Origin of the sequence: Solirubrobacter pauli (assembly GCF_003633755.1) — a bacterium.
In the GTDB taxonomy this organism is placed as follows: Bacteria; Actinomycetota; Thermoleophilia; order Solirubrobacterales; family Solirubrobacteraceae; genus Solirubrobacter; species Solirubrobacter pauli.
In genome coordinates this window covers 755,797-782,275 of sequence record NZ_RBIL01000001.1, presented here as the reverse complement: position 1 = coordinate 782,275, position 26,479 = coordinate 755,797, and the positions used below count along the sequence as shown (strand labels likewise).

At 70.0% G+C, this 26,479-nt stretch carries 11 protein-coding genes and 1 pseudogene; 11 read left to right on the top strand and 1 reads right to left on the bottom strand.

The genetic code is table 11. From position 1 onward, the window contains the following. Positions 1 to 44: 44 nt before the first annotated feature. Positions 45 to 557: a hypothetical protein gene (locus C8N24_RS03535; RefSeq protein ID WP_121248059.1), complete on the bottom strand. Its 513-nt coding sequence runs from the start codon at positions 555 to 557 to the stop codon at positions 45 to 47. A 222-nt stretch (positions 558 to 779) separates the two neighbouring features. Here C8N24_RS03535 and C8N24_RS03530 point away from each other — a divergent pair, with 222 nt between their 5' ends. From C8N24_RS03530 to C8N24_RS03485, 11 genes and pseudogenes are all read left to right on the top strand, one after another. Continuing rightward, complete coding sequence (locus tag C8N24_RS03530; protein ID WP_121248057.1) at positions 780 to 2,999, top strand: UvrD-helicase domain-containing protein; 2,220 nt, start codon at positions 780 to 782, stop codon at positions 2,997 to 2,999. 53 nt (positions 3,000 to 3,052) lie between these two features. Continuing rightward, positions 3,053 to 3,313 (top strand): hypothetical protein, encoded by a 261-nt coding sequence (locus C8N24_RS03525; protein WP_121248054.1) that lies wholly within the window; start codon positions 3,053 to 3,055, stop codon positions 3,311 to 3,313. Further along, positions 3,313 to 4,251 (top strand): hypothetical protein, encoded by a 939-nt coding sequence (locus C8N24_RS03520; RefSeq protein WP_147447610.1) that lies wholly within the window; start codon positions 3,313 to 3,315, stop codon positions 4,249 to 4,251. Before C8N24_RS03525 ends, C8N24_RS03520 begins: the two co-directional genes overlap by 1 nt. Then, entirely contained in the window at positions 4,248 to 6,017 is a 1,770-nt protein-coding gene (locus tag C8N24_RS03515) for an ATP-binding protein (RefSeq protein WP_121248050.1), read from the top strand. Before C8N24_RS03520 ends, C8N24_RS03515 begins: the two co-directional genes overlap by 4 nt. After that, complete coding sequence (locus C8N24_RS03510; protein ID WP_121248048.1) at positions 6,017 to 7,255, top strand: exonuclease SbcCD subunit D; 1,239 nt, start codon at positions 6,017 to 6,019, stop codon at positions 7,253 to 7,255. The genes C8N24_RS03515 and C8N24_RS03510 overlap by 1 nt, the downstream gene beginning before the upstream one ends. Further along, positions 7,252 to 7,515, top strand: a pseudogene (locus C8N24_RS35680) (AAA family ATPase); the annotation flags it as partial. The gene C8N24_RS03510 and the pseudogene C8N24_RS35680, both read left to right, overlap by 4 nt. A gap of 243 nt (positions 7,516 to 7,758) precedes the next feature. After that, positions 7,759 to 10,200: an SbcC/MukB-like Walker B domain-containing protein gene (locus C8N24_RS03505; RefSeq protein ID WP_245971746.1), complete on the top strand. Its 2,442-nt coding sequence runs from the start codon at positions 7,759 to 7,761 to the stop codon at positions 10,198 to 10,200. 117 nt (positions 10,201 to 10,317) lie between these two features. Then, the gene (locus tag C8N24_RS03500) at positions 10,318 to 13,152 is read left to right on the top strand and encodes a DEAD/DEAH box helicase (RefSeq protein ID WP_121248044.1); all 2,835 of its coding nucleotides are present in this window, start codon (positions 10,318 to 10,320) and stop codon (positions 13,150 to 13,152) included. Next, the gene (locus C8N24_RS03495) at positions 13,149 to 17,768 is read left to right on the top strand and encodes a DNA methyltransferase family protein (RefSeq protein WP_121248042.1); all 4,620 of its coding nucleotides are present in this window, start codon (positions 13,149 to 13,151) and stop codon (positions 17,766 to 17,768) included. Before C8N24_RS03500 ends, C8N24_RS03495 begins: the two co-directional genes overlap by 4 nt. Beyond that, a complete protein-coding gene (locus C8N24_RS03490) occupies positions 17,765 to 24,019 on the top strand; it encodes a DEAD/DEAH box helicase (protein WP_121248040.1) in 6,255 nt (2,084 codons plus the stop codon). Before C8N24_RS03495 ends, C8N24_RS03490 begins: the two co-directional genes overlap by 4 nt. Then, a complete protein-coding gene (locus C8N24_RS03485; protein WP_121248038.1) occupies positions 24,020 to 26,206 on the top strand; it encodes a 3'-5' exonuclease in 2,187 nt (728 codons plus the stop codon). Positions 26,207 to 26,479 lie beyond the last annotated feature (273 nt).

Below are 26,479 nucleotides of genomic sequence, written 5' to 3'. Positions count from 1 at the left end.
GCTGCAAGTTGTGCGCTGCCGGTGCCGCCTGCACGCGACGGGGATCAGGCTCGAGTGTTGCTGCGAGCCGGGGGCGACCGCATCGTCGGCGCCCCCGTGTCGGCCTCGGGGCTGGGGGTCGGCGTCCACTCGGGCAGGGAGCCGCCGCACGCCAGGCAGCGCCCGAAGAACACACCGCGGTCCAGGACTTGGGCCCAGAAGTCGACGCCGCCGTCCTGCCAGTGCGCACCGCACGTCGGGCAGTCGACGCTGGCGCCACCGAGCGGCACGGGCAGCAGCTCCAGCGTGACGACCCGTCCGGGCAGCCAGACGCGGTGATAGCCGAGGGCCTGCGCCCACTCGAGTAGCGCGTGCTCGGCCGCCGGGTCCCAAGGAAGATGGGGGACCGGCGCGACGATCAGCTCGCGGTCGTCGATCCGCAGATCGGCCAGCGCCGCGTCGACGGTGCTGACCCCAGCGCGTGCGAGACCGGGCCCGTGCAGCCGTGGCGTCCACGGGTTGAGGGTGATGACGCCGTCACGGATGGTTGCCCGGCAGCAGGGAGGATCGCTGGTCACGCAGCGAGGGTCGATTGGCGACGGGCTGATCTGACGACCCGATCGGTCTCTGGTGCACCGACGCGGCTGTGTCCCCCCGACGTTGATCCACGCGCCCGTGTCATCCACCGGACCCGCGGGCTACGTGGGCCGCGCTCGACCGGCCGCCGGGCAGGGACCTCCCACCGAACTGGACGTATTGACAGGTGCGCACGCGCGGACGGGACCGTACGGTGGCGCGCTATGTCGACGGTGGAGGACGTCGGGGCCTTGGCGCAGCAGACCAGTGCGCACGGCGTTCGCCTGCGCTACAAGCGCCGGTACCTGCGTTGCGAGGTGCCGCCCGCCGACCACGCGCGGCTGGTCGCGGCGGTCGAGTTGCTGCCTGGCGCGATGCGCGGACAACTTCACTCGCTGGACATCAAGCCGATCGTCAACATCCGCCAGCGCGGGCTGTACCGGTTGCGCGTCGGCGCCTACCGCGTGATCTTCTGGCCGATCGACGCGGAGATCGTGGTGCTCGAGCTCGACCGCAAGGACGACACTACCTACGCACACCTCGACCGCCTCGTCGTCCACCGCCGCGGTGCCGGCGTCCAGGTCACTGAAGTGCCCGAGGCCGTGCCGGAGCCCGGGCGCGTGGTGGGCGGACGCGCGCCGAGCCGATGCTCGATCGAGCCGGTGCTGCAGAACCCGCTCACCGTGTTCACCACCGCGCAGCTGCAGCAGATCGGTCTGAGCGCCGACGCGATCGGCGTGATCCGCACGCTCGCGGCGACCGTGGAAGTCGCCGATGCACTGGCGGGCACGGGCATGGCTGCCGATCAGGTCGAGCTGGTGGCCGACATGTGGCACGACCCCGGCCGCTACCTGGCCATCTTCGACGACGGCCGGGTTCCGACGCCCGACGACGCGCGGATCGCTGAGCTCGAGCTCGCCCAGCGCCTGCGCTCGCCCGAGTCCTCGGACGCCGTGGCGGAGCTGGCCGCGCGCGACTTCGAGCTCGTGCTCGCCGGCTCGATCGAGGAGTGGATGTTCTACCTGCACCCGTCGCAGGCCCGGATCGTCAGCCACGTCGCCAACGGGCCGTCGCGCGTGCGCGGTGGCCCCGGCACGGGCAAGACCGTCGCCGCCCTGCACCGGGCCCGTCACCTGGTCGAGCACGGGCGCGCCGAGCGGGTGCTGCTGACGACGTTCGTCAATGTGCTGCCGTCAGTGTGGGGGACCCTGCTGCAGCGCTTCGCGCCCGAGTCGGCGGGGAAGATCAGCGCGCGCACGGTCGACAGCCTCGTGTTCGCGATCACGGCGGCCGCGGACGGCGAACCCGCGTTCCTGCCCGACGACCAGATCCGCAAGCTGCGTGAGGAGCTCTGCCGCAAGACCGCCGGGCTGGCCGAGGCGGTCGGCGGACCCGCCGAGCTGGGCACGGAGTTCGAGACCGTCCTGGCCGGCCGTGGCGTGGAGTCGCTTGACGACTACTTGGCGCTCGAGCGGCCCGGCCGCGGCCGGCGGCTCGGCGCGGACGAGCGCCGGCTGGTGTGGACGGCATGGCAGAGCTATCTGGAGCATCTCCGACGCGAGGGCCGGACGGACTGGCCGCTGCTGCGCCGGCGCGCGGTCGAGCTCGCCGAGGCGGGTGCCGGGCCGCGCTTTGACGCCGTGATCGTCGACGAGGCCCAGGACCTCACGGCGATGCAGGTCCGGCTGCTGATGGCGCTGGACACGGCCGCGGACCACCGGAACCTGATGTTCGTCGGGGACGGGCAGCAGGCGATCTATCCCGGTGGCTTCAGCCTGCGCTCGGTCGGCCTCGACGTTCGCGGCCGATCGTTCCTGCTGCACACCAATTGGCGCAACACGCAGTCGATCGCCGCCGCGGCCGAGGCGGTGATGGGCGACGTGCCGTTCGGTGACCTCGAGGAGGAGGCCGCGCCGCGCCCGCCCCGCGAGGCGCCGCTGCCGCGTCGGCGCGGCGAGCTGCCGGAGTTGCACCTGGTCGGCTCCGACGCGCATGGAGACGAGGTCCTGCGCGGGCTGCTCGAGGAGGCGCTCACCCAGTTCGCGCCGGCCGACGTCGCCGTGCTCGGGCGCACGAAGAAGGCGTGGCAGCGCGGCGAGCGAGCCCTGAAGGCGCTCGGGGTCGAGTCGGTCGTGACGACGCAGCTCGCGCGCCGCGCGGACGGCGCGCCGGACGCCGTCCGCGTCGGCACCTTCGAGGGCAGCAAAGGCCTCGAGTTCAAGCTCGTTGTGCTCGTCGGCTACCGCAAGGGCGACTGGACCGTGCAGCCGTTCTGGCTCAAGGACCGCGGCGACCGCGACGAGTGGTGGGACACCGAGCGGCGCAAGCTATTCGTGGCCATGACCCGCGCCCGCGACCGGCTGGCGCTGCTGGCCTGGGCGCCGCTGTCCGACAGCCTCGAGCAGGCGCGCGAGCGCTTCGACGAATGGGACTGGACCGCATGAGTCGCCTTGTTCGACTGTCAGATGAGTCGCCTCAGGCACGACCCAGTGCATCGGTGAACGGGTTGCAGACAGCCGACTCCGTGTCGTCGGCAGACGAGGAACGCGTCAAGCGACAGGCCGACGCGCCGGCGGCCGCTGCGAGGGACGACAAGTCTGAAAATCTCGTCGAGATCGCGCCGCTGTTTGGCCTCCAACGAGCGGCGGGCAAGCGCGAGCATCTCGAGTCGGTGCTGGACCACGCAATCGCCGCCGGGCTGTTCGACGAGCAGGACGGCGCGATCAGTGTCAGAAACGGTGCTGGTCCTGCGACCTGATGGCTGTGACCACCGGATTGCACTTCGAGGACTGGGCCGCCGCCTACGGTTCGCCCTATCTGATCGACGAGGAGGCAGCGGCCGACGACGCCGTGCTGGTCGAGCCGGCTGCCCCGTTCGCCCGCACGCCGGTCGCCGAACCGGCGACCGACCTGGCCTTCGTAGATGGTGTGCGCCGGCTGGAGGCCCTCGTCTACCACCGCGACGCGAGCGGCGGCCTTGCCCGCGGCGTCGTCGGCGCCCACGCGTGCGGTGCCGTGATCTTCCGTGCCGGTGAGCGGCCGGCGTTCCACCGCCTGCGCACCCGCCGCCTGCTGATCATGGGCGCGGGCGAGCGGCGGGAACTCGCGTCGGTGCCCGGCTATCGCTGGGACGCGTTCGCGGTCGGCTCCACGTACCCGGAGGCGCCGGTACAGGAGTTTCAAAAGCGCATGCGCAAGGGAGAGGCGACACTGGCCGAGGCGCTGTCGGCCGAGGGTTGGCTGACCATCGTAGATGGCCCGCTCTACAACGTCCGCACGCTTGACGAGCCCGTCGTGGGCTACATCAAGACCCACCTGCAGCGGCGTCTGTCGGCCGAGTTGCACGCCCGCGTCCCAGAGCTGGCCAGTGCGCAGCGCACGCCGCTGTTCCTGGCCCGCGAGAGCTACTCGGCCTACGTGCGGATCGCTCCGCCCGGCCCGCACGCGAGTCCGTGGGCGGGCATCGTGCGCATCGAACTGCCCGAATCGCGCGGGCTTGGCGAGGCGCAGCGGCTGGCCGACATCGTCACGTGCACGCTCGGGCGCTTCGCTGGCGTCGCCTATAAGGATCCCCGCGCGCCGCAGAACTTGCTGCCGATCGGTGCGCTGGAAGCGCAGCTGCGCCACCGCCTCGGCCCCGCTGATCGCGCTGCCCGCGCGGTGCGCTTGTCCATCTCGACCCCGGTAGGGCCATGATCAACCTCAGACGCATCGGCGCCGTCGACGGTTCCGTCGACGCGGGCACCCGCCGCTTCCACGTCGTCCTCGACGACGACGCCACCGTGCAGCTCGACGACCTGATCGTCTGCCGCCAGCTGCTGCCCGACGGCAGCGGCGAAGTTGCTCACTACGGCATCGTGGTCGAGCAGACCGGGGTGCTCGAGGGTGCGCAGTGGCCGTCGGACACGCGCCACGTCGTGGACGGGACGATGCCTGGTGAGGCGGTCCGCCGCGCCGAGGTCCTTGTGCTGCGCACCGATCCCGAACTGTGGCTCGCGCCCAATCCCGGCGCCGAGGTGCACGCGGCGACCGGCGACGCGCGCACGAAGGCGCTGTTCGAGGATCAGATGCGCAAGCCGCTCGCGGTCGGACTGGACCAGTCGGGCGAGCCCGTGTACGCGGACTTCACGTTCATGAACGGTGAGCAGGGCGGCCACGTGTCGATCTCGGGCATCAGCGGTGTCGCCGCGAAGACCTCCTACGCGCTGTTCCTGTTGCACATGATCTTCGAGACCTCGGCGGGCCGGACGCTGCTTGGCGCGTCCGCCGCGAACACCAAGGCGTTGGTCTTCAACGTCAAGGGCGAGGACCTGCTGCACCTGGACCGCCACAACCGCCTGTTCGACGACGACCAGCGAGCGCGCTGGGCCAAGCTCGGCGTGGCCGACCCGCAGCCCTTCGGGCAGGTCGAGTTTCACGTCGCGCCGCTGGCCGGAGGCGATGAGACCCAGGTCGTGCCAGACATCGCGTCACGCCGCAGCGACGAGGTGAGCATCTACGGCTGGACGCCCGAGGCGTTCATCCGCCAGGGTCTTCTGCGCTTCTGTTTCACGGAGAGCGACGACCGCTCGACCCAGGTCGGGTTCGTCGAGCAGGTTGTGCGCACGCAGCTCGCCCGCCACGCGCACCCGCTCGAGAACGAGGAGGGGGCGGTGGTGATCGTCCCCGAGGCGCACAGCGCGTCGCGCACGTTTGAGCGTGTCGTCGCGCGGCGCCCGCCGGCCAAGCCCGCGGGCGCGGGGATCGTGATCCGCTCCTGGTACGACCTGCTGGACCTGCTCGCCGCCAAGCTCGATCCCGACTTCGGCGATGAGCACTGGTCCGGCCGGACGCAGCCGGGGACGCTGATGGCGTTTCAGCGTCGGCTGATGGCGCTCGGCCCGCGTCTGGGCCACCTGATCCGCTGCGGCGTCACCGAGCCCGTGATGCGCACGAGCCTGACGGTGGTGGACATTCACTCGCTGCACGAGGCCGCCCAGCGCTTCGTGGTCGGCGCGCTGGTGTCGCGCGTCTTTGAGGAGAAGCAGGGCACTGGCCGCGAGCCGCTGCGCTTCATCATGCTGGACGAGCTCAACAAGTACGCGCCGCGCGACGGCCACGGCCCGCTGCGCGAGTTGTTCGTGGACATCGCCGAGCGCGGCCGCTCCCTGGGTGTGCTGCTGATCGGCTGCCAGCAGGCGGCCGGCCGCGTCGCGGAGCCCGTCGTTCGCCAGCCCGCGCTGAAGGTCGCGGGCCGCTTGGACGCGACCGAAGCCGTCGACTACCGCTACCTCACGCCCGAGCTGCGCGAGCGCGCGACCCGCTTCCTGCCCGGCACGATGGTGCTCGACCAGCCGCTGGTTCCCGCACCGTTGCCCATCCGCTTCCCGTTCCCGCCCTACGCGACCAACGTGTCCGACGCGGCCACCGGCGAGTCCGACCGCGCGGCCACCGCGTCCGCGTTCGAGGAGGCGGGGAGCTGATGGCCCGCATCCTGCACATCTCGGACTGGCACATCGGCGCGTCGCTGTATCGCGCCGACCGCTCAGCCGACCACGCCGCGGTCCTCGTCGAGACGATCGCGCTGGCACAGGAGCATCAGCCGGACCTGATCCTGCACACCGGCGACGTCTTCGACGCGCTGATCCCCGGCCATCGCGCGATGCGGCAGGCGATCGACGCGCTGACCGCGCTGGCCGCCGTCGCGCCGGTCGTCGTGCTGGCCGGCAACCACGACCACCCGCGGCTGTTCGAGGTGTTCTCGACGCTGCGCGGGATCGATCGGCGGCTGACCTTCGTGGCCCGGGTCAAGCCGCCCGATCGGGGCGGGATCATCGACGTGCCGACTGCTGCGGGCGAGCGGATCCGGATCGCGCCGGTGCCGTTCATCCATCAGAACCGCTTCGTCGACTGGTTCGGCGACGACGCCCTGATCCACGCCAAGTACGCGGACAAGGTGCGCGCGATCAACCGCGGGCTCGGTGACGGGCTCCTCGATGGCTACGACGGCGCGTGCGACGTGCTGATCTACGCCGCGCACCTGCACGTGTCCGGCGCGGTCTTGGGCGGGTCCGAGCGGCGCGTCCACATCACCGAGGAGTACGCGACCGGGCCGGAGTCCTTTCCGACCGTGAGCTACGCCGCGCTCGGCCACATCCACAAGCCGCAGTCGGTCGCTGGCCCCCGTACGGCCGAGTATGCCGGGTCACCGTTGCCGCTCGACTTCGGCGAGCGTGAGGAAGCGAAATCGGTCGTACTCGTCGAGTGCGCTCCCGGCCGGCCGGCGCGCGTGCAGCGCCTGCCGCTGACGGGCGGCCGCCCGCTGCGGCTGCTGCACGGGACGCTCACCGAGGTCGAGGCGGCCGCCGCATCGGTGGGCGAGGCAATCGTGAAGGTCGTGGTCGAGACCGAGGACCCGATCGACGGGCTCGTGGACCACGTCCGCGGGCTGCTCGAGGGCGCGACGATCGTGGAGATCGTCGAGAACGTCGCGAGCCGGCGGCTCGAGGCCGCCCACACACGCGCGACCGACGAGCGCGAACAGACGCTCGACGAGCTGTTCGACGACTACCTGCGCGAGCGCGGCACGAAGTCCGTGTCTGCGGTGACGGTGAAGGCGCTGTGGGGCGCGGTGCAGACCGCGGTCGCAGAGGACGCCGAGGAGGTCGCAGTCGACGGGTTGCGCGACGTGCTCACCTGCGAGCTGCCGGTGCCGGCATGAGGCCGCTCGAGCTCCGTCTGTCGGGCTTTCGCTCCTACCGCACCGAGCGGGTCCTGCCGTTCCGCGAGATGGACATCGTCGCCATCATCGGCGACACCGGGGCAGGCAAGTCGAGCCTGCTGGAGGCGATGACGTGGGCGCTGTACGGCGCGTCGACCTGGGCGAAGAAGACCTCGACCGAGTTCCTCGCTCACGGCGCCAAGCGGATGACCGTCGCGCTCGAGTTCGAGGCCGCGGGAGAGCGCTGGCTCATCACGCGCAGCTTCGCCGGCGCGGGCGGATCGGCCGAGCTCGTCTGCCTCTCCGATCCCGTCGCATACCCGAAGGTCGATGGCGTCCGCCAGGTCGATCCGCGGATCGTCGAGATCCTCGGGCTGCCCTATGACGTCTTCTGCTCGTGCGTGTTGCTCCCGCAGGGCAAGTTCGAGCGCCTGCTCAAAGCCACTCCGGGGGAGCGGACCGACACGCTGAAGTCGATCCTGCGGCTCGAGCAGCTCGACGCGATGCGCGAGCGCGCCGACGGACTCGCCCGTCGCATGGCAGACCGCGAGCTCGAGATCGTCGAAGCACGGGGGCGCTTCCAACCGGACCCGGCCGGGACCGCCGCGGCCGCGTCCGAGCGGCTCGCCGAGCTCACGCCCGAGCACCAGCGGCTCGAGAAGCTGCAAGCCGACGTGACCCGGCTCGCCGACGCCTGCCGCGGACATCTCGAGCGGGCGAGCACCTCCGACCAGGAGGCCGACCGCCTGGCCGCGCGGCGGGGGACACGGTCCGTGCAGCTTCGCGCGCTCGCCGAACGCGCGGGGGAGCTGCGCGCGGCGTTGGCCGAAGCGCTTCGCTCGCGCGCGTCGGCCGAACTTGAGCGCGAGGAGGCCGATTCCGCGCAGCGCGAAGCCACCGAAGCCGGCCTGGACGCCGCGTCGCTGATCGCGGCACGCGAGAGTTTGAACGCCGTCAGCCGGTTGCTCGAAGACCGCTCCGAGCTGGCCACGCGGATCGCCGGCGACGAAACCCAGCTGGTCGCGAACGAGCGGCAGCTCGAGCCGGCCCGGGCTCGCGTCGCAGCCGCCGAGCAGGCGCTCACGACACATGAGCTCGAGCGCACCGGCGCAGACTCCGCAGCGCGCATCGCCCGCGAGCGCGCCGGTCGTCTCGCGACTGCCGCCACGCAGGTCGTGAATGCGGCAGAGCATCATGCGGCCGCGCAGGCCACCGCCGCTACCGCCCGCAGCGCCGCCGAGGAGGCCGCCGTCGCATACGCGGCGGCGCATGCGGCGCTGGCGACGGCCCGTGAACAGCGCGAGCACGCCCGCACCGCACGCGAGGCCGCCCAGCGCGAGAACGCCGTCGCCCACGTCGCGGCGGGCTGCGCGCCCGGCGACCCCTGCCCTGTCTGCGAGCGTGACCTGCCCGGCGATTTCGCTGTGGCGACGGCGCCGGACCTGGACGCCGCCGACGCCGACGCCGCGGCTACCCAGTTGAACCTCGACCGTGCCGCCGCGGTCGAACGCGATGCCGCGTCGGCGTGCACGCGCGACGCGGAGCGCCGGGCGGCCGCCGAACAAGCGCTGGAGGCGGCCGCAACCGCGCTCGCCGGGGCACGGACCACCGCGCAAGCGCAGGCGGACACGACGGTCGACTCGCCGGCCGCCGCCACCGCGGCCGCACACGCGGCCGAGGACGTCGCGGCGCAGGCCGAGGCCGCGCTCGCCGTCATCGACGCGCGGCGGCCCGCCCTCGTCGAGGAGCACCGCGCGGCGGCACAACTCCTGACGCGGCTCATGGCGGACGACCAGGCGCTCGAGCGGTCGCTCGCCGAGCGCCGGGCGGACCACGTGCGCATGTCGGAAGAACTCGCCACAGCGGTCGCCGCGCTTCCGGCCCTCGCCGAGGCGACCGAGGCCGGCGTGGCCGCCGCGCACGAGATCGTTGCCACGCAGCTCGCCGACGCGGAAGCGGTGACAAAGCGGGTCACCACAGCCCAACGCGTCTACGAGGACGCCGTGCGTGCCGTCCACGTACGCGAGCTTCGGCTGAGGGACGAAGTCACCACGCCCGCGGCCGCGGTGCGCGCTGAGCTCGAAGGGCTGGCCGTCGAGCTCAACGAGGACCAGCTCACCTTCGGCCCCGAGCCCGAGGCGCTTGTGCCGGCCGCAGAGGCACTCGAAGCCCAGATCGACGAGCGCGTCAAACAATTGCGCGCCGAGGCGGTTGAAGCCCGTAGCGCCGAGCAGGCCGACCGCACGGCCAGCGAACAAGCGCTCAACGCCGTCGGACTGACCGCGCCCGCGCTTGCTGAGCGGCTCAACCAGCTCGCCGGCGAGCTCTTCGCGGCCGATCGCGAGCACGCCACCGCCAGTGCGCAGATCGAGCCTGTCGCGCGTCTGGACGCGCTGCGGTGCAGCGCCAGCACGCTGCGAGCGGGCTTTGAAGATCTCAAGGACGCGCTCGCCGACAGCCGGTTCGTCGGCTACGTCGTCAGGCGCCGCCAGCTCGCGTTGCTCCAGCACGCCTCGCGCGTACTGCAGGACATCACCGGCCGATACGCGTTCACCGAGGACTTCCAGATCCTCGACAGCGAGTCCGGGTTCCCGCGCTCCCCCGACACACTTTCCGGGGGCGAGACGTTCATCGCGTCGCTCGCGCTCGCGCTCGGCCTCGTGGAGGTGGCCGACCGCTCAGGCGGCGACCTGCGCGCGCTCTTCCTCGACGAAGGCTTCGGCACACTCGACGCGACCATCCTCGACACCGCGCTGACCGCACTCGAGGAACGTGCCAAAGCCGGCCGGCTGATCGGGCTGATCAGCCACGTTCCCACCGTCGCCGAGCGCATCGACACCGTGCTGGAGGTCCGCAGCAACCTGGAGGGCTCGTCGATTCACATCCTCGACCGCGAGCAACGCGAGGAGCGCGTTCTCGACGCGCTCGCCGCTGAGCTGCCGTAGGCATGCACTGGTACTCGCCGATCATGCCCGGCCCGGGCCTCGAAGCGTCCGCCACCCGACCCACGGGGTGCAGTATGGTCACCGCCGCAGTATGAGGAGAGCCGGAGTGGGTCAGGGATGAGCCAGGTCGAAGGTGCGCCGCCCGCGCCGGGATCGGTCGTGCTTGTCCGAGACGAGGAGTGGCTGGTAACTCGCACTGAGCGCGCCGACGACGGAGAGTGGTTCGTCTCTGCCCAAGGGGTATCAGAGCTCGTGCGAGACACCGAGGCGATCTTCTCCACCGCACTCGAGGATGTGCAGCACCTCGACCCAGCTGCCGCACAGGTGGTTGCCGATGATTCGCCGGGGCACAGGCGGTCCCGGTTGTGGCTGGAAGCGATGGCGCGAAAGACCGCCGTGCCGATCACCGATCCGTCGCTGACGGTTGCCACGCAGGGTCTCGCGGACTTTCTCCCGTACCAGCTCGCTGCCGTGCGAAAGGCGTTGGCGCCGGAGAACCTGCGGCCTCGGATTCTGCTCGCCGACGCAGTCGGGCTTGGCAAGACCTTGGAGATCGGCATGATCCTGGCCGAATTGGTTCGGCGGGGTCGCGGCGAGCGGATCCTTGTGGTCACGCCGCGTCATGTGCTCGAGCAGATGCAGTTCGAGCTTTGGACTCGGTTCGCGCTGCCGTTCGTGCGGCTCGACTCGCTCGGCATCCAGCGCATTCGTCAGAAGCTGCCGGGCAACCGGAATCCGTTCGCGTACTTCAAGCGCGCGATCATCTCGATCGACACGCTCAAGAGCGACCGTTACATCAGCCACCTTCGCAAGCAGCACTGGGACGCGGTGGTCATCGACGAGAGCCACAACGTGACCGGCGCCTCGCAAAATAACCGCCTCGCGCGACTGCTCTCCACGCGAACCGACGCGCTGATCCTCGCGTCCGCGACCCCGCACAACGGTCGCAAGGAGTCGTTCGCCGAGTTGATCCGCATGCTCGAGCCGAGTGCGGTCACGCCTGAGGGTGAGCTCGTCGAAGAAGAGGTCAAGCGACTCGTAATCCGTCGGCACCGCCACAGCGAGGAGGTCGCGAGCTATGTCGGCGGCGACTGGGCCGAGCGCCTCTCGCCCGACAACCGGGTCGTCAAGGCGTCTGCGATTGAGAACGAGATCGCCCGCGAGCTGGACGAGACGTGGGTCCATCCCGCCGCCGGCCAAAGTCCCTACTCGGGCGCCAACTCGGCGCTGTTTCCTTGGACGCTCGTGAAGGCGTTCCTGTCGTCGCCGGCCGCGTTGCTCGCGTCCGCGACTGACCGGCGCAAGCGCCTCGCTGATCCCGACAGCCGCGAAGCCGAGGCGCTGAAGCGGCTCGAAAGCCTGGCGCAGCGAGGGCTCATGGAACCCACGGCCAAGTACGCGGCACTCCGCGACCACCTGCGCGAGATCGGGGTCGGCAAAGGCAAGCCGACCCGTGTCGTCATCTTTGCCGAGCGCGTGCCCACACTGCAGTTCTTACGAGAGCGCCTCTGCGCGGACCTCAAGTTAAACGCCGATGAGATCGCAGTTCTCCACGGCGGGCTGACCGACACGGAGCAGCAATCGGTCGTGGAGTCGTTCAAGCTCGAGTCGTCCCCAATCCGCGTGCTCGTGACCGGCGATGTCGCGTCCGAGGGCGTGAATCTGCACCTGCAGTGCCACCACCTGGTGCACTACGACATCCCGTGGTCGCTGATTCGCATCCAGCAGCGCAACGGGCGGATCGACCGCTACGGCCAGAAGCACTCGCCGCGGATCACGACGCTCCTGCTCGACCCAGACGTGCAGAACTCGCTTGGTGACCTGCGCGTACTCACGCGACTGATGGAGCGCGAGCACGAGGCCCACAAGGCGCTCGGTGACTCGGCGTCGCTGATGGGCAAGCACGACGTCAAGACGGAAGAAGACGAGATCCGCAAGGTCCTCGCCGGCCAACAGCGCTTCGAGGACACGGTTCGCTCCGTCGCCGAGATCGGCCAAGGCGGCGACTTCGACGATCTGTTCGCCCGTCTGCTCGACGCTCCGACCAACGCGCCCACCCCGGACCTCGCAACCCACGCCACCGCGTACGATCGCGACCTCGACTTCCTGTCGGACACGCTCGATGAGGTGCTCGAGACGCCGGGCCTTCCGTGGCCTGACGGTGTGTCCTGGAAACCGCAGCCGACTCACCAGATCGTCGACTTGGAGCCGTCACCGGATCTGCGGCGGCGCCTCGAGGTGCTTCCGCAGTCCTACATCAAGGACCGGCAGGTAACCGAGCGACTGCGGCTGGCGACAACCACGGCGCGCGGCAGCGCAGCGCTCGCAGCCGCTCGCGGTCCCGGGCAGCATACGCTGTGGCCCGAGGCGCATTATCTGTCCCCGCTGCACCCCGTGGTGGAGTGGGCGGCGGACCGGGCACTGGCGCAACTCGGCCGCAACCAGGTGTTCGGGATGCGCGGGCCCGTCGAGCACGTCTCGGTCCTCCTGCAGGGCACACTGACCAACCGGCGCGGGCAGGTGGTGGCGGCATCATTTGTCGTCGTCCAGTTCGTAGGCGGGGCGCCCGATCGGCTCCCCTTGCCAGAGGCACACGCAACGCTTCGCTCGGCGCTCGAGCGGCTTGGGATTGCCGTCGCCCATGTCAACACCGGCCCGGTCGCCGAGCTGACCGAGCTGACCGCGTACGTGGCGCCTGCGGTCAAACAGGCGCGTACTTTCCTGTCGACGGTCGTGAGCGCCATCGAGGCCGCGACCAGCGAGCGCGTCTCGTCATGGGCCGAGCGGGTGCAGCGTTGGGACCACGCCGCAGACTCACTCGCTCAGCGATCCGAGGTCCGTGACCGGCGCGCTCTCGTCGCCGGCGAGAAGGAAATCGCCGAGTCGCTGCTCCCGGACCAGCGGCTCGTCCGCCCACTGCTCGTAGTGGTACCGAAGGGCGAGCAGCGATGAGCGTGAGCGACGCGATCCTCATCGGCGAGGACTGGATCAGCGAGCACTACTTCACTACGGACGCCACCAGCCAGTCGTTCCGCGCGCAGGTCCTGGCCCGCCGCAAGCAGTGGGACGCGCAGCAGGAGACCGGTTCCGTCCGGAGCCGGTTCACCTCCGCGCGCGCGTCGCTGCTTGCGTGGTTCGCCTCGCTCGACGGCGAATCGGAACCGAGCCGCGAGCTCTCCGATCTCCTCGGCTATGGCATCCTCGGCCTGACCCGCGAGGACGTTGGGCCGGTCACGTTCGTTCGACAGGCGAGCCTGCCGGAGAGCGCCGGCGTCGCGCTCGTCGCCGCGCGACCGGCCGAGACGGTCGAGGCGTTGCTCGAGAAGGATGCCGAGACGCTCGTGGGGCCGTACGACCTCGACGAGTCCACGCAGATCCGGTCGGTTCCGCGTCTGTTGTCAGCGCTGTTCGTGGCCGAGGACGCGCCAGCCTTCGCGCTCGTGCTTGCTGGGCGGCTCGCGCTCCTCGCCGAGCGGGAGCGCTGGCCCGAGGGTCGTTACCTCGCGATTGATCTACAGCTGGTTTGCGAACGCGGCGATGACCGCAGGGGCGGTGAGACGGACGTCGCTCTGACGTGCCTGTCCGCCGAGTCGCTCGCGCCCGACGCCGAAGGCACCATCTGGTGGCACGGCGTCCTCGAGGAGAGCATCAAGCACACGGTCGGCGTCTCCCAGGACCTGCGCGAAGGCGTACGGCTCTCGATCGAGATCATCGCCAACGACGTCGTTGCCCGGCGGGCGCGGCAAGGCCTCGACCCGCTGCCCGCGTCCGAGGCCCAGCCGCTGGCGCAACAGTCGCTGCGCTTCCTGTACCGCGTGCTGTTCCTCCTGTACGCCGAAGCGTCCCCCGAGCTCGCGGTACTGCCGGTCGGCGTTGCCCAGTACGAACAGGGCTACAGCCTCGACCGACTCCGCGAGCTGATCCAGGTTCCGTTGACCACGCCCCAAGCTGAGACAGGCACGCACCTCTACGACTCGCTCGCGGTGCTTTTCGGGCTGGTCGACACGGGCGTGGATGCCGCCAAGAACGCCGCCGATGAGGGCCTCGTTGAAGCGCTCACCTTCCGCGCGCTGCGGGCCGACCTGTTCAAGCCGAGCGCAACCGCGCGAATCGACGAGGTCAAGCTCGGCAACGCCGGCCTGCAGCGGGTCCTTCAGCACCTGCTGCTGAGCAAGGAGAAGCGCGGCAGTGACCGCGGCTTCATCTCCTACGCGGAGCTGGGGATCAACCAGCTCGGCGCCGTGTACGAGGGGCTGATGTCCTTCTCGGGCCGCTTCGCCGAGACCGATCTGTACGAGGTCGCGAAGGGCGGCGATGGCTCGAAGGGCACGTGGCTCGTGCCGTTCGACCGGGCCGACCACATCGACGACAAGGACTTTGTCCGCAGCGAGGACCCCATCACCGGCGAGCTCAAGCCCGTGCTGCACCGCCAAGGGACGTTCGTCTTCCGCCTCGCCGGGCGCGAGCGCCAGCAGTCTGCGTCCTACTACACGCCCGAGGTGCTGACGCGGTTCACCGTCAGCCAGGCGCTCGCGGAGCTGATCGACGAAGACACGCCCGCCGAGGCGATCCTGGCGTTGACGGTGTGCGAGCCGGCGCTCGGCTCGGGCGCGTTCGCGATCGAGGCGGTGCGCCAGCTCGCCGCGGAGTACCTCGCGCGGCGTCAGGACGAGCTTGGCCGGCGGATCGACCCCGAGAATTACGCCGCGGAGCTGCAGAAGGCCAAGGCCTACCTCGCGCTTCACAACATCTACGGCGTGGACCGCAACGCGATGGCCGTCGAGCTGGCCGAGATCTCGCTGTGGCTGGACACGATGATGGCCGGGCTCGAGGCGCCCTGGTTCGGCCTGCACCTCCGGCGCGGGAACTCGCTCGTCGGTGCCCGCCACGCCGTGTTCTCCCGTGCGCAGGTCGAGAAGAAGACGTGGCTGAAGGACGTCCCGGCCGAGGTTCCGCTCACCGAGCTCGGTGAGGACGCGCGCGAGGGCCGCGAAGGTTCCGCCGCTGGCCGCATCCACCACTTCCTGCTGCCCGCCGAGGGCTGGGGCTCGACCCTCAACGCCAAGGAGGCCAAGCCGCTCGCGCCCGAGGCGCTGGACCGGCTCAAGCAGTGGCGCAAGCGGGTCCTGGTCAAGCCGAGCAAGGACCAGGTGGCGGCGCTGCTCGACCTCGGCCGCCGCGTAGAGACGCTGTGGCAGCTCGTCTGGCGAAGGCTCACGATTGCCGAGACCCAGGTCCGGCGCTCGATCGCCGTATGGGAGGCGGACGGTCTTGTCGCGGGCGGAACCGTATCCCGCGAGCAGATCGAAGAGGCGCTCAAAGCTCCCGACGGCGCCTACCGCCGTTTGCGGCGTGTGATGGACGCCTGGTGCGCGCTCTGGTTCTGGCCACTGACCGAGGACGCGGCTCCTCCCGAGCTCGACGAGTGGATCGCGACGCTGCAGGCGCTCGTCGGCGTGGCCGGCAAGCGGCGCGGCGTGGCCGCCGGGCAGTTGTCGTTGGCCTCCGCCGCCGACTGGGACGAGCTCAACGCCGCGGAAACGAGCGACCTCGCGTTCGCCGGCGCGGCAGATGTAGCCGCGGTGAAGTCGAAGCACCCGTGGCTCGCCGCGGCCGAGCGCGTCGCCGAGCGCCAGGGATTCTTCCACTGGCAACTCGATTTCGTCCCGGTCTTCGCCCGCGGCGGCTTCGACCTCCAGGTCGGCAACCCGCCCTGGGTCCGTCCTCGCTCTGACGTGGAAGCGCTGCTTGCCGAAGCTGACCCGTGGTGGCAGCTGAAGGCCAAATCCACCGCCCAGGAGGACGCCGCCCACCGCGAGTCCGCGCTCGCCGTTGCCGGGACACGCGAGCTGGTCCTCGACGGCACCGCCGAGATCGCCGCTCTAGCCGCGTTCCTCGGCTCGCCGGCGCAGTACCCGCACCTCGCCGGCCTCCAGCCCGATCTGTATCGCTGTTTCATGGAACAGACCTGGCGCCACGCCAGACCCACCGGTTTAGTCGGTCTGATTCATCCAGAGACGCACTTCACCGATGAGAAGGCCGGGATCCTGCGTGCGTCGACCTATCGACGCCTCCGGCGGCACTGGCAGTTCATCAACGAGCTCAAACTCTTCGAGATCCAGAACCAACGCCGTTACGGCGTCCACGTTTACGGTTCGGCGCGGTGGCCGGAGTTCAAGCAGGCGGCGTCGCTGTACCACCCGGATACCGTCGAGCGCTCGCTTAAACACGACGGCTCCGGCCCCGAACCTGGCATCAAGGATCTCGACGGCAATTGGGACCTCCGGCCACACGCCGCTCGCATCGTTGACGCGACCAGCGAAACGCTCGCTTCGTGGCACGCGGTCCTCGAGAGCAGCGTCACGCCGGTGGAGCAGACCCGAATGGTGTACGCGGTCAACCGTTCCACGGCGGTCGTCCTCGAGAAGCTCTCGACCGCACCTCGGATCGGAAGGCTGCGGCCGCTGTTCTCTCGCGGATGGGACGAGAGCATCGACCGCCGAAAGGGCTTCTTCGATTCGGAGTGGGGCCGGCCCGAATCGTGGAGGCAGGTGATCCTCCAAGGGTCGCATCTGGGGCCGGCGCGACCGTTCTACAAATTCCCGAACCAGACGATGCTGCACAACACTGACTGGACCGAGACGGACGTCGAGGCGCTCACGCCGGACGCTGTCCCGACCACGTCGTACAAACCCCGCGGCGATCAAGCGTCGTATGACGCGTCTTACACGCACTGGTCGAGCGCAGAACACGGGGACCCGGTCATCGCCGCCCGAAATCACTATCGCCTCGCGTGGCGCAACATGGCGGCCAACACCGGCGAACGAACCCTCATCGCGGCGCTCATACCGCCCGGGACTGCGCACATTCACGGCATCAGCTCCGTCGCCCTACCTGGCGGCGGCACGACGCTCGTCGTCGTGAGCGGGTTTGCGACGTCTCTTATTCACGACTTCGCCGTGCGCGTCGCTCCCAAGTCGACGATCTCGGCCACCACGCTCGATCGGCTTCCGTTCCCGGAGCCTTCCGCGCTCTGGCCATGGGTCACCCTGCGGGCGCTCCGACTCAACTGCATCACCGACGCGTACGCGCCGCTCTGGTCCGCGATCTTCCAAGAGGAGTTCGCGGACGACCGCTGGACCGCTGCCGATGGCGACACGTCACTGCGCCCGCTCGGCGACATCGACGCCTCGTGGTCGCGACACACGCCGCTGCGGCGCGCGATCGAACGCCGACAGGCGGCGGTCGAGCTCGATGCACTCGTAGCCTTAGCGCTCGGCATCACGGCGGACGAACTCTGCGCGCTGTATCGAACACAGTTCCCGGTGCTGTACGGTTATGACCACGGCGCCTACGTGTACGACGCAAACGGTCGCCTGCTCCCGACGTCCGTGGTCAGCGCGTGGCGACGGGCGGGCGATGCGGTCGCCGTCGAGGAAAGGACCGTCGCACACCCGGGGAGCGGCGTGGAGTACGTGTACGAGCCGCCGTTCCGCACGCTCGACCGCGAAGCAGACCTGCGCGCCGCCTACGTGGAGTTCGAGCAGCGACTGGGGTCCGGCGCGTGAGCGAGCTGCTCCCGGGCGTCCAGGCCCCAGCGATCCGTGAGGGACTGCTGGACTACCTGTCGACCACGTTCGCGCTCGCCGACGAGGACGCGCGTGCTGCGCTTATCGACTTCCTCTCCAGCCGCGAGAACGGCATTTTCAAAGGTCCGTACCTCCGTGTCCGGCTGCCTTTTCAGCCGGCCGCGCCGGGCTGGCGCGACGCGCTCGACTGGTATGAGGGCCCGACGCCTTATGGCCATCAAGCGGCAGCATTCGCGCGACTGAGCAGCCTGGACGTCGGGCCGGCGAAGTCGCGTCCGCGTCCGACGCTGATCACTACCGGAACGGGGTCCGGCAAGACCGAGGCGTTCTTGTATCCGATCCTCGACCACGTGCTGCGAGCCCGGCGCCGCGGGGTCACGGGGACGAAGGCGCTGCTGCTGTACCCAATGAACGCGCTGGCCAACGACCAGGCCCAGCGGCTTGCTGCGCTCATCAGTGGAAGCGAGTCGCTCTCCGGCGTCACCGCTGCGATCTATACCGGGGAACAGAGCAAGCCTGCGCGATCGAAGGTGTCTGCCGACGGCTTGATCAACCGCCGTGACGTCATCCGCACCACGCCGCCGGACATCTTGCTCACGAACTACAAGATGCTCGACCAGATGCTGCTGCGCGAGCCGGACGCGCGGATTTGGCGAGACAGCGCGACCAGCCTGCAGTACCTCGTCCTCGACGAGTTCCACACCTACGACGGGGCGCAGGGCACCGACGTGACGATGTTGCTGCGGCGTCTCGGCATCACGCTCAAGTCCTACTGGCCCGACGGCGTCTTCACCGAGGCGGACCGTGCGCGCCCACTGGGCGTGCTTACGCCGGTCGCGACTTCCGCCACGCTCGGGGACAAGGGCGACCCGGCCGCGATGCTGCAGTTTGCGCGCACCGTGTTCGGCGAGGCCTTCGAAGACGCAGCCGTGATCACCGAGGCGCGGCTGTCGTTCGAGGACTGGTCCCAGGGCGCCGCGACCGCGGCTCCACGCACGGACCGCGAAGCCGTCGAAACCGCCGTCAACCAGGCGTCGACGCTCACCGATGGCCGCGCGATCGCCGAAGCGGTGTTCGGCTCGCTGTTCGAGACGCCGGAACCCGACCTGCTGGCGCTGTCGAAGGCGCACCCGTTCACGCGAACGCTGGTCGAACAGGCGGAGCACGCGCGGCCGATCTCCGAGCTCGCGGCCATCCTCCTGCCCGCGCTCGCCGGGGACCCTGCCACACGGCACATCGCGGAGACGTTCACGCTCCTGTACAGCGCGGCGCTCAGCCACGTGCGCAAGGTCGAGGGCCGGTCCGCGCTATCGCTCGATCTGCACCTATGGATTCGGGAGCTGACGCGCATCGATCGCGTCGCCCTTGGCTCGCCAGAGTTCTTGTGGTCGGACGACACCTTGGCCGGCACGGCCGGCGACGCGGTGACCCCCGCGTTCCCGGCGCTGTTCTGCCGACATTGCGGGCGCTCCGGCTGGGCGGTGGTCCGCGCACCCATCGGCGGGTTCGACCTGACGGCCGCAGACTCCAGCGACATCCGCCGCGCCCGACTGGCCGACTCGCGGGAGTTCCGGGCGCTGATCCACGCGCCGGCGGAGGGTGAGACCGAGCTCGACGATGAGCCGCCGACCGAACCGCCGGATCCGGACGAGCCGCGCCTGCTGTGGTTCTACCCGAGCGAACGGCGCGTGCTCGCACACCGGCCGGAGTTGGATGCCGACGTGGCCGCCGGCCGCGTGCTGCCGGTGCTCGCCCACACGGGGCCGAAGGCGGGACGATTCTCGGCCGACGACACTTGCCCGTCGTGCATGCAGAAGGACGGTATTCGGTTCTTGGGCTCGGCGATCGCGACGCTGCTGTCAGTTTCGCTGTCGACGATCTTCGGCAGCGACGACCTGGATAAGGCCGAAAAGAAGGCGCTGATCTTCACCGACAGCGTCCAGGACGCGGCCCATCGCGCCGGGTTCGTTCAGAGCCGTTCGCACAGCCTTACGCTGCGATCGGTGTTTCGCCGCGCCGTCGGCGAGGAGCTCATCGATCTCGAGCAACTCGTGGACCGTGCCCTGCAGCAGGCCGGGGACGACCCACACCGGCGCTACCGGCTCCTACCCCCGGATTTCGCCGACCACGCGGCGTTTACCGAGTTCTGGCGCCGGCCACGGCAGAGTCAGGTGCCGACCGGCTTCCGCCGTCGGGTCCGGCGCCGGCTGGCGCTGGACGCCGTGCTTGAGTTCGGGCTGCAGGCACGGCTTGGCCGCACGCTCGAGCTGACCGGCAGCCTGGCCGCCGAGGTCGATATCGCACCCGCGACGATCGTCAAGGTCGTCGGCGAGGTCGAGAAGATCGCCGGCCCGCTTCAACTCGAGGGCATGGGGGCGACTGACCGGCAGCGCAGCGGCTGGGTACGCGGCGTGCTCGAGCGGATGCGCACCGACGGCGCTATCCAGCACGAGTGGTTCCGCAAATACCAGCTCGAGGACGGGCGCCGGTACTCGATTTGGGGTGGCCGCCCGCGCTGGGACGGTATGCCTGCATTTCCGCGTGGCCGCGGCGCTCCGGCGTACCCGCGCGTCGGCGGCAGTGGCACCGATAGCGATCTGGTGTCCGCTGGCTCGGCGCAGAGCTGGTACGCGGTCTGGACTGCGCGGGCGCTGGGGTGCACGGCGAACGAAGGCGCCTCGCTGACGGTCACGCTGCTCAACGAGCTGGCGAAGCTCGACATCGTCCACACCGTGAACACGAACTCTGGCGGCCAGGTCTTCGAGCTGCCGCAGAGTCGCATCCTGGTCGGGCCCGTCGACGACGAGGGGTACTCCGGCAGGGCCTTCCTGCTCGCCTGCGACATCTGCGGCGCTGCCGTGCCCGGCACGACGCGTGTGGTCGACGAGCTTGAAGGGCTTCCCTGTCTCGTCTCCCGCTGTACCGGCACCCTGGTGCGCGCGGGCGGGCGCCCGGACAACTTCTACCGCCGGCTCTATCACAGCGCCGACGCCACCCGAATCGTCGCTCGCGAGCACACGAGCCTGCTCGAGGACGAGCTGCGGCTGGAGTACGAGAACCAGTTCAAGGTGAGCGCCGACAACCCGCAAGCGCCAAACGTGCTCGTGGCCACGCCCACGCTCGAGATGGGCATTGACATCGGCGATCTGTCAACGGTGATGCTGGCGTCGCTGCCCAAGAGCGTTGCTTCCTACCTCCAGCGGGTCGGGCGGGCCGGCCGCCTGACCGGAAGCGCGCTCAACCTCGCGTTCGTCTCCGGGCGCGGCGAGCAGCTGCCGCGACTCGGCGACCCGCTCTCGGTCATCAACGGCCAGGTGCGACCGCCGGCCACCTACATCGACGCCGAGGAGATCCTGCGGCGCCAGTACGTCGCCTCGGTAGCCGACCGGCTCGCCCGCGCGGCGAACGCCCCGCATCCAGCCACGGCGACGCAGGCGATCGGGACCGTGGACGCGGGCAGCTTCCTTCACGCCGTCATTGAGGCCGCCGAGAGGCCCGCGAACCTGGAGGCGTTCCTCGATGCGTTCGAGAGCCTGAGCGAGCCGGCGCGAGAGCAGCTCCGGCTGTGGTCTAAGCCCCACGCGGAGCCCCGGCCGAGCCCCCTTGCGGCCTACGTCCACGCGCAGCACCAGCGCTGGAAGCACGAGGTGGAGATTCAGCAGCACCGGATCCAGGCGATCCAGGCGAGCCTGCCGGAGCTCGAGCAGCGCGCCGGGTCCCCCGCCGCGACGGAGGACGACAAGGTCGCGCTGCGCACTGCGAAGGCTGCGCGGCGGCTCGCCGGCGCGCAGCTAGACCACCTGCAGGGCCAGTACTGGATCAGCATCCTGGAGGAACACGGAATCCTGCCCAACTACACCCTGCTCGACGACGCCGTGGCGCTGGACGTCACGCTCAGCTGGATCGACCCGGACACTCAGGAGTACATGTCCGAGCCCGCGACCTTCAACCGGGGCGCCGCCTCGGCGCTGCGCGAGTTCGCGCCCGGCGCGACGTTCTACGCGCGGGGACACCGGATCGAGGTCGACGCGGTCGACCTCGGCGTCAACGGCGAGGCGATCGGGGACTGGGTGTGGTGCCCGTCGTGCGGCTTCGGGCAGGACGTCACCGAGCAGCCGTCACCCGCCGCGTGCCCGCGCTGCGGAGACGCCGGGATATCCGACGTGCAGCAGCGGCTGCCCGTGGTCGAGCTCCAGCGGGTTTCCTCCGCGATGCGGCGCGAGGAAGCCGCGATCGACGACGTCCGCGACGACCGCGAGCGGGTCGCGTTCAACATCGTCACCGCGGCCGACATCGACGTCCCGCGCCGGCAGTGGTTCGTCGACGGGTACCCGTTCGGCGTCAAGCACCTGACCGACACCACGATCCGGTGGCTGAACCTCGGCAACGCCGCCGAGCCGGGCGGCACGCGCCTGATCGCCGGTGCGGAGCTGACCGCCCCCCTGTTCCGCGTGTGCGCGGGTTGCGGCAAGCTCGACTCCCGCACCGGACAGAACTCCCCCGCCGAGCACCGGCCGTGGTGCGTCTATCGAAACACCAGTCAGGAGCAAGTCAAGCCGGTCGCGCTAGGCCGCACACTGCGGACCGAGGTCGTGGTCGTCCAGCTACCTGCCGCAATCTCCGTCGGTGACCGCTTCGCCGTCCCGAGCCTGCTCGCCGCCTTCCAGCTCGGGCTCACCGAGCACCTCGGCGGCGCACCCGACCACCTCGCCTTCGAGCGGATCGTCATCACCGGCAGCGCCGAGGCGCACGAGGCGATCCTGATCCACGACACCGTCCCCGGCGGCACCGGCTATCTCGCCGAGCTGGCGGACCCGGAAGCGATGTACGCCGTGCTACACCGGGCGTGGACGCTCGTACGCGACTGCCCGTGCAAGGACGAAGGCCGCGCGTCCTGCCACCGCTGCCTGTCGCCGTATATCAACAGCTCGACCCAGAAGCACGTGTCGCGCGTCGCGGCCGAGCGCTACCTGCGGACGATCCTGCTCGCCGGCGGCGCCGGCGAACCGGCCGCGGCGCTCAGCTGGACCGTGACCGAGCAGCAGACGACGACGTACGACCCGGAGACACACATCGAGCAGCTGCTGCGCACGGTGCTGTTCGACCGGCTGACCGCTGGCCTCGGCGCGAGCGTGCAGGAGCAGCCGGGCCCGTACGGAAACCGCTGGACGATCAACATCGGCGGGCGAACCTGGGTGATGGAGCCGCAGCTGCCGCTCGCCGGCGTGAAGCCCGACTTCGTCTTCTACAGCAACGACCAGAGCATCCCCCGGCTCGCGCTGTTCTGCGACGGCTGGCAGTTCCACGCCAGCCCGATGATCAATCGCCTCGCCGACGACGCGCAGAAGCGAGCGTCACTGCGCGACCAGGGCTACGTGGTGATCGGGCTGACGTGGCAGGACCTGCTGGACGCACAACATGGCTCCACCCCTCCACCGTTGTGGTTCGCCGAACAGCGCTGGACGCTCGCGATGCAAGCTACCGGGGGCGCGCTCAAGCCGGGGCTGCTCGAGCTGGTGAAGGGCGGCCCGATCGACTTCCTCGCGCGCTGGATCAGCCAGCCCGACCCGGCGGGGATAGAGGCGCTCGCCGATGCGCTCCCACTGCTGCTCGTGGGTGCTGGCGGCCACGGCAAGGCGGAGTCGGCCGCGCCGGTTCTCGAGCTGGCACAGACGTTCCACGACGGATCGCCGTTGCCGACAACCGGTGAACGGCCGGTGTGGGCGTGGCGGCACGACACCCTCAGCGTGGTGGCTCGCAACCACTCCGGCAAGGCCGCCGAGATCGTGGTCCTGCTCGACGATCGCGACGACCGACTCGGGCAGCAACATAAGGTCGCATGGCGGGAATGGATTCGGCTCGCGAACCTGCTCAACCGCAGCCTGCAGCCTACGTTCATCAGCACGTACTCGCTGACCTCAGGTCCCCAACCGGCGACGGAAACCAGCAAGACATCGATCTCGGCGGCGTGGGCCCCGTTGCACGCAGGTGCCGTCGGCGACGCCGAGAAGCAGCTCATCCTGTCCCTTGCCGACACCGCATGTCCGCTTCCTACGCAAGGGCACGAGACCGAGAGTGGCTTGCCGCTCGCCCTGGCCTGGATCGAGCACAAGGTCGCCGTCAACCTCGAGCTGACGGCCGACGACCTCAACGAACTCGCCGCTGACGGGTGGACTGTCGTCGCACCCGATGCGGTTTCCATCGGGAACGCTCTCGCCGGAGGTCAGTAGGTGCCCCAGATCATCCTCGGTCCTCAGCAGCACGCGCCGCAGATCGACGGGTCGGTGCGTGGGAAGGCCTACAACTTCCTGGCCAAGCTGGCCGAGAACGACACGGTGCCGGGGCTGCACATCGAGCCGATCGTCCGGTCGGTGGACCCGCGGGTGCGTACTGGGCGCGTGGACAGCTTCTGGCGCGCTGTGCTGTTCAAGGTGCAGGGCCGCGAGCAGGACGCTATCTATGTCTACCTCGGCGTGTGGCCGCACGACGAAGCGACGGAGTTCGCCATGCGCGCGACGCTCCAGGTCAATCCGGTGAACGGCATCGCGGAGCTGCTGATCGCCGACGCGCCGGTCGTCCCGTCGGCGTTCGCCGCCCCCAGCGAGCCGCAGGCGGCACTCACGGAGCCGCTGTTCACGCGGCTCGGGCTGACGGTCGACGTGCTGGTCAACGAGCTGGGACTGGACACCGAGGTCGCCGAGCTCGCGTTCGAGTGCGGTGAAGCGGACGAGATCACCGAGCTGGCCGAACTCGTCACCGGGTGGCAGGGCGTGGCGCTGATCGACCTCAGCGCCGGCCGGTCGCTCGAGCAGGTCAAGGAGGCGCTGGCGATCGACGAGGCGCCGCCCGCGCCGGCCGCGGACCCGGACGCCCAGCTGGCGATGGCGCTCGAGCACCCGGCCGCCCGCCTCCAGTTTGCGTTTATCGAGGACGACGAGGAGCTGCGGCGCGCGATCGAGGACGGCGACTTTGCCGCCTGGCGGATCTTCCTGCACCCCGAGCAGCGCAAGTACGCCGAGCGCTCGTGGAAAGGGCCGTTCCGCCTCTCCGGCGGCGCCGGGACGGGTAAGACTGTGGTCGCGCTGCATCGCGCGCGCACGCTCGCGCGCAAGCATCCGGGCGCGCGAGTCCTCCTGACGACGTTCAATAAGACGCTGGCGGACGCGCTTCAGCGCGACCTGAAGCTGCTCGACTCGGCGTTGCCGATGAGCGAGGGATTGGGCGAGCCAGGCGTCTACGTGCGCGGAGTCGACGCAACCGTGCGCGCGGTCTTGCAGTCCCGGTCGGCCGGGCTCGAAGCGGCCGTCGCGGGCGTGCTCGGGCCCCGGACTGCGGACGTTGGGCGGATTACCGACCGCAACGCCTGGCGGGACGCACTCGCTTCCGATGGGTCGGAACTCCCGCCCAGCCTGCGGAGCCCCGTGTTCCTGCAGGCCGAGTACGAGCTGATCGTACTGCCGAACCGCGTTAAGACGTTCGAGGAGTATGCCCGCGTGCGACGCCCGGGTCGAGGTATCGCGCTCGATCGCAGCGCGCGCGCCGCCGTCTGGAAGGTGATCAGCGCGTACCGGCTCAATGCGAGCATCCGCGGCACCATCGACTTCGCGGAGGCCGCGGCCATCGCGGCCGACGTCCTCGACGCCGCAGAGCGCCGGCCCTTCGATCACGTGCTCGTCGACGAAGGTCAGGATCTCGGCCCCGCCCATTGGCAGTTCCTGCGCGCGCTCGTCGCCGACGGCGACGACGACCTGTTCATCGCCGAAGACTCGCACCAGCGCATCTACGGCAACCGGGTCGTGCTCGGCCGCTACGGGATCAAGATCGTCGGGCGCTCTCAGCGTCTCCGGCTGAACTACCGCACCACCGCCCAGAACCTGCGCTACGCGGTGAGCGTGCTCACCGGCACCGAGTTCGTCGACCTCGAGGAACAGGCCGAGGACGCGAGTGAGTACCGCTCAGCCCGTGTCGGGCCGGTCCCGCGCCTGCTTCCGGCCACCGATGCCGGCGAGGAGTTCGACACGGCCGCCGCGGTCGTCGGCGAGTGGCTCAAGGACGCGGCAACGCCAGAGACGATCGGGGTTCTGGTACGCACCGAGCAGCTCGGTGAACAGCTGGTGCGCGGGTTGGACGAGCGCGGCATCGCCGCCCGATTCGTCTCGGATCGGTCGGTGCCGACGGGCAAGCCGGTCGTGATGACCATGCACCGGGCGAAGGGCATGGAGTTCTCGCGAGCGCTCATCTTCGGCGCGGATGCCTCAGCCCTGCCCGCTGCGTTCGCGCTGAGGGCGACTACCGAGGCAGACCGCGCCGACGTGCTGCAACGCGAGAAGTCGCTGCTGTACGTGGCCACGACGCGGGCCCGCGACGAGCTCGCGATCTCGTGGCATGGGGACGTCAGTGAACTGCTGCCGTCATAGGTGGCGACGATCCGTAAGGCGCTCACTCTCGTTCCAGGCGCGCCCGCCAGCCGGGCGTCATCGTCGGCGCCGTCTAGCACCGCAGGTGGCTCCAGGTCCAGCGCAACCGGTCGTTGGCCCTTCTCATCGCGATGGCGTAAAGTGCGCTCGGTAACACGTCGCCGTTGCGCGTCCTGCGCCACACGAGCGAGGCAAAGGAAGCGGCTCGGCGCTGACGGGAGTCCCCCCGGTTTCCCGGATCACCCTGTCCGGCGAACCAGAAGAACTCCACAT

Bases quoted from the DNA above. Each gene is read 5' to 3' on its own strand.
- C8N24_RS03530 (WP_121248057.1), top strand. From the start codon at position 780: ATGTCGACGGTGGAGGACGTCGGGGCCTTGGCGCAGCAGACCAGTGCG.
- C8N24_RS03520 (WP_147447610.1), top strand. From the start codon at position 3,313: ATGGCTGTGACCACCGGATTGCACTTCGAGGACTGGGCCGCCGCCTAC.
- C8N24_RS03515 (WP_121248050.1), top strand. From the start codon at position 4,248: ATGATCAACCTCAGACGCATCGGCGCCGTCGACGGTTCCGTCGACGCG.
- C8N24_RS03510 (WP_121248048.1), top strand. From the start codon at position 6,017: ATGGCCCGCATCCTGCACATCTCGGACTGGCACATCGGCGCGTCGCTG.
- C8N24_RS03505 (WP_245971746.1), top strand. From the start codon at position 7,759: ATGCGCGAGCGCGCCGACGGACTCGCCCGTCGCATGGCAGACCGCGAG.
- C8N24_RS03500 (WP_121248044.1), top strand. From the start codon at position 10,318: ATGAGCCAGGTCGAAGGTGCGCCGCCCGCGCCGGGATCGGTCGTGCTT.
- C8N24_RS03495 (WP_121248042.1), top strand. From the start codon at position 13,149: ATGAGCGTGAGCGACGCGATCCTCATCGGCGAGGACTGGATCAGCGAG.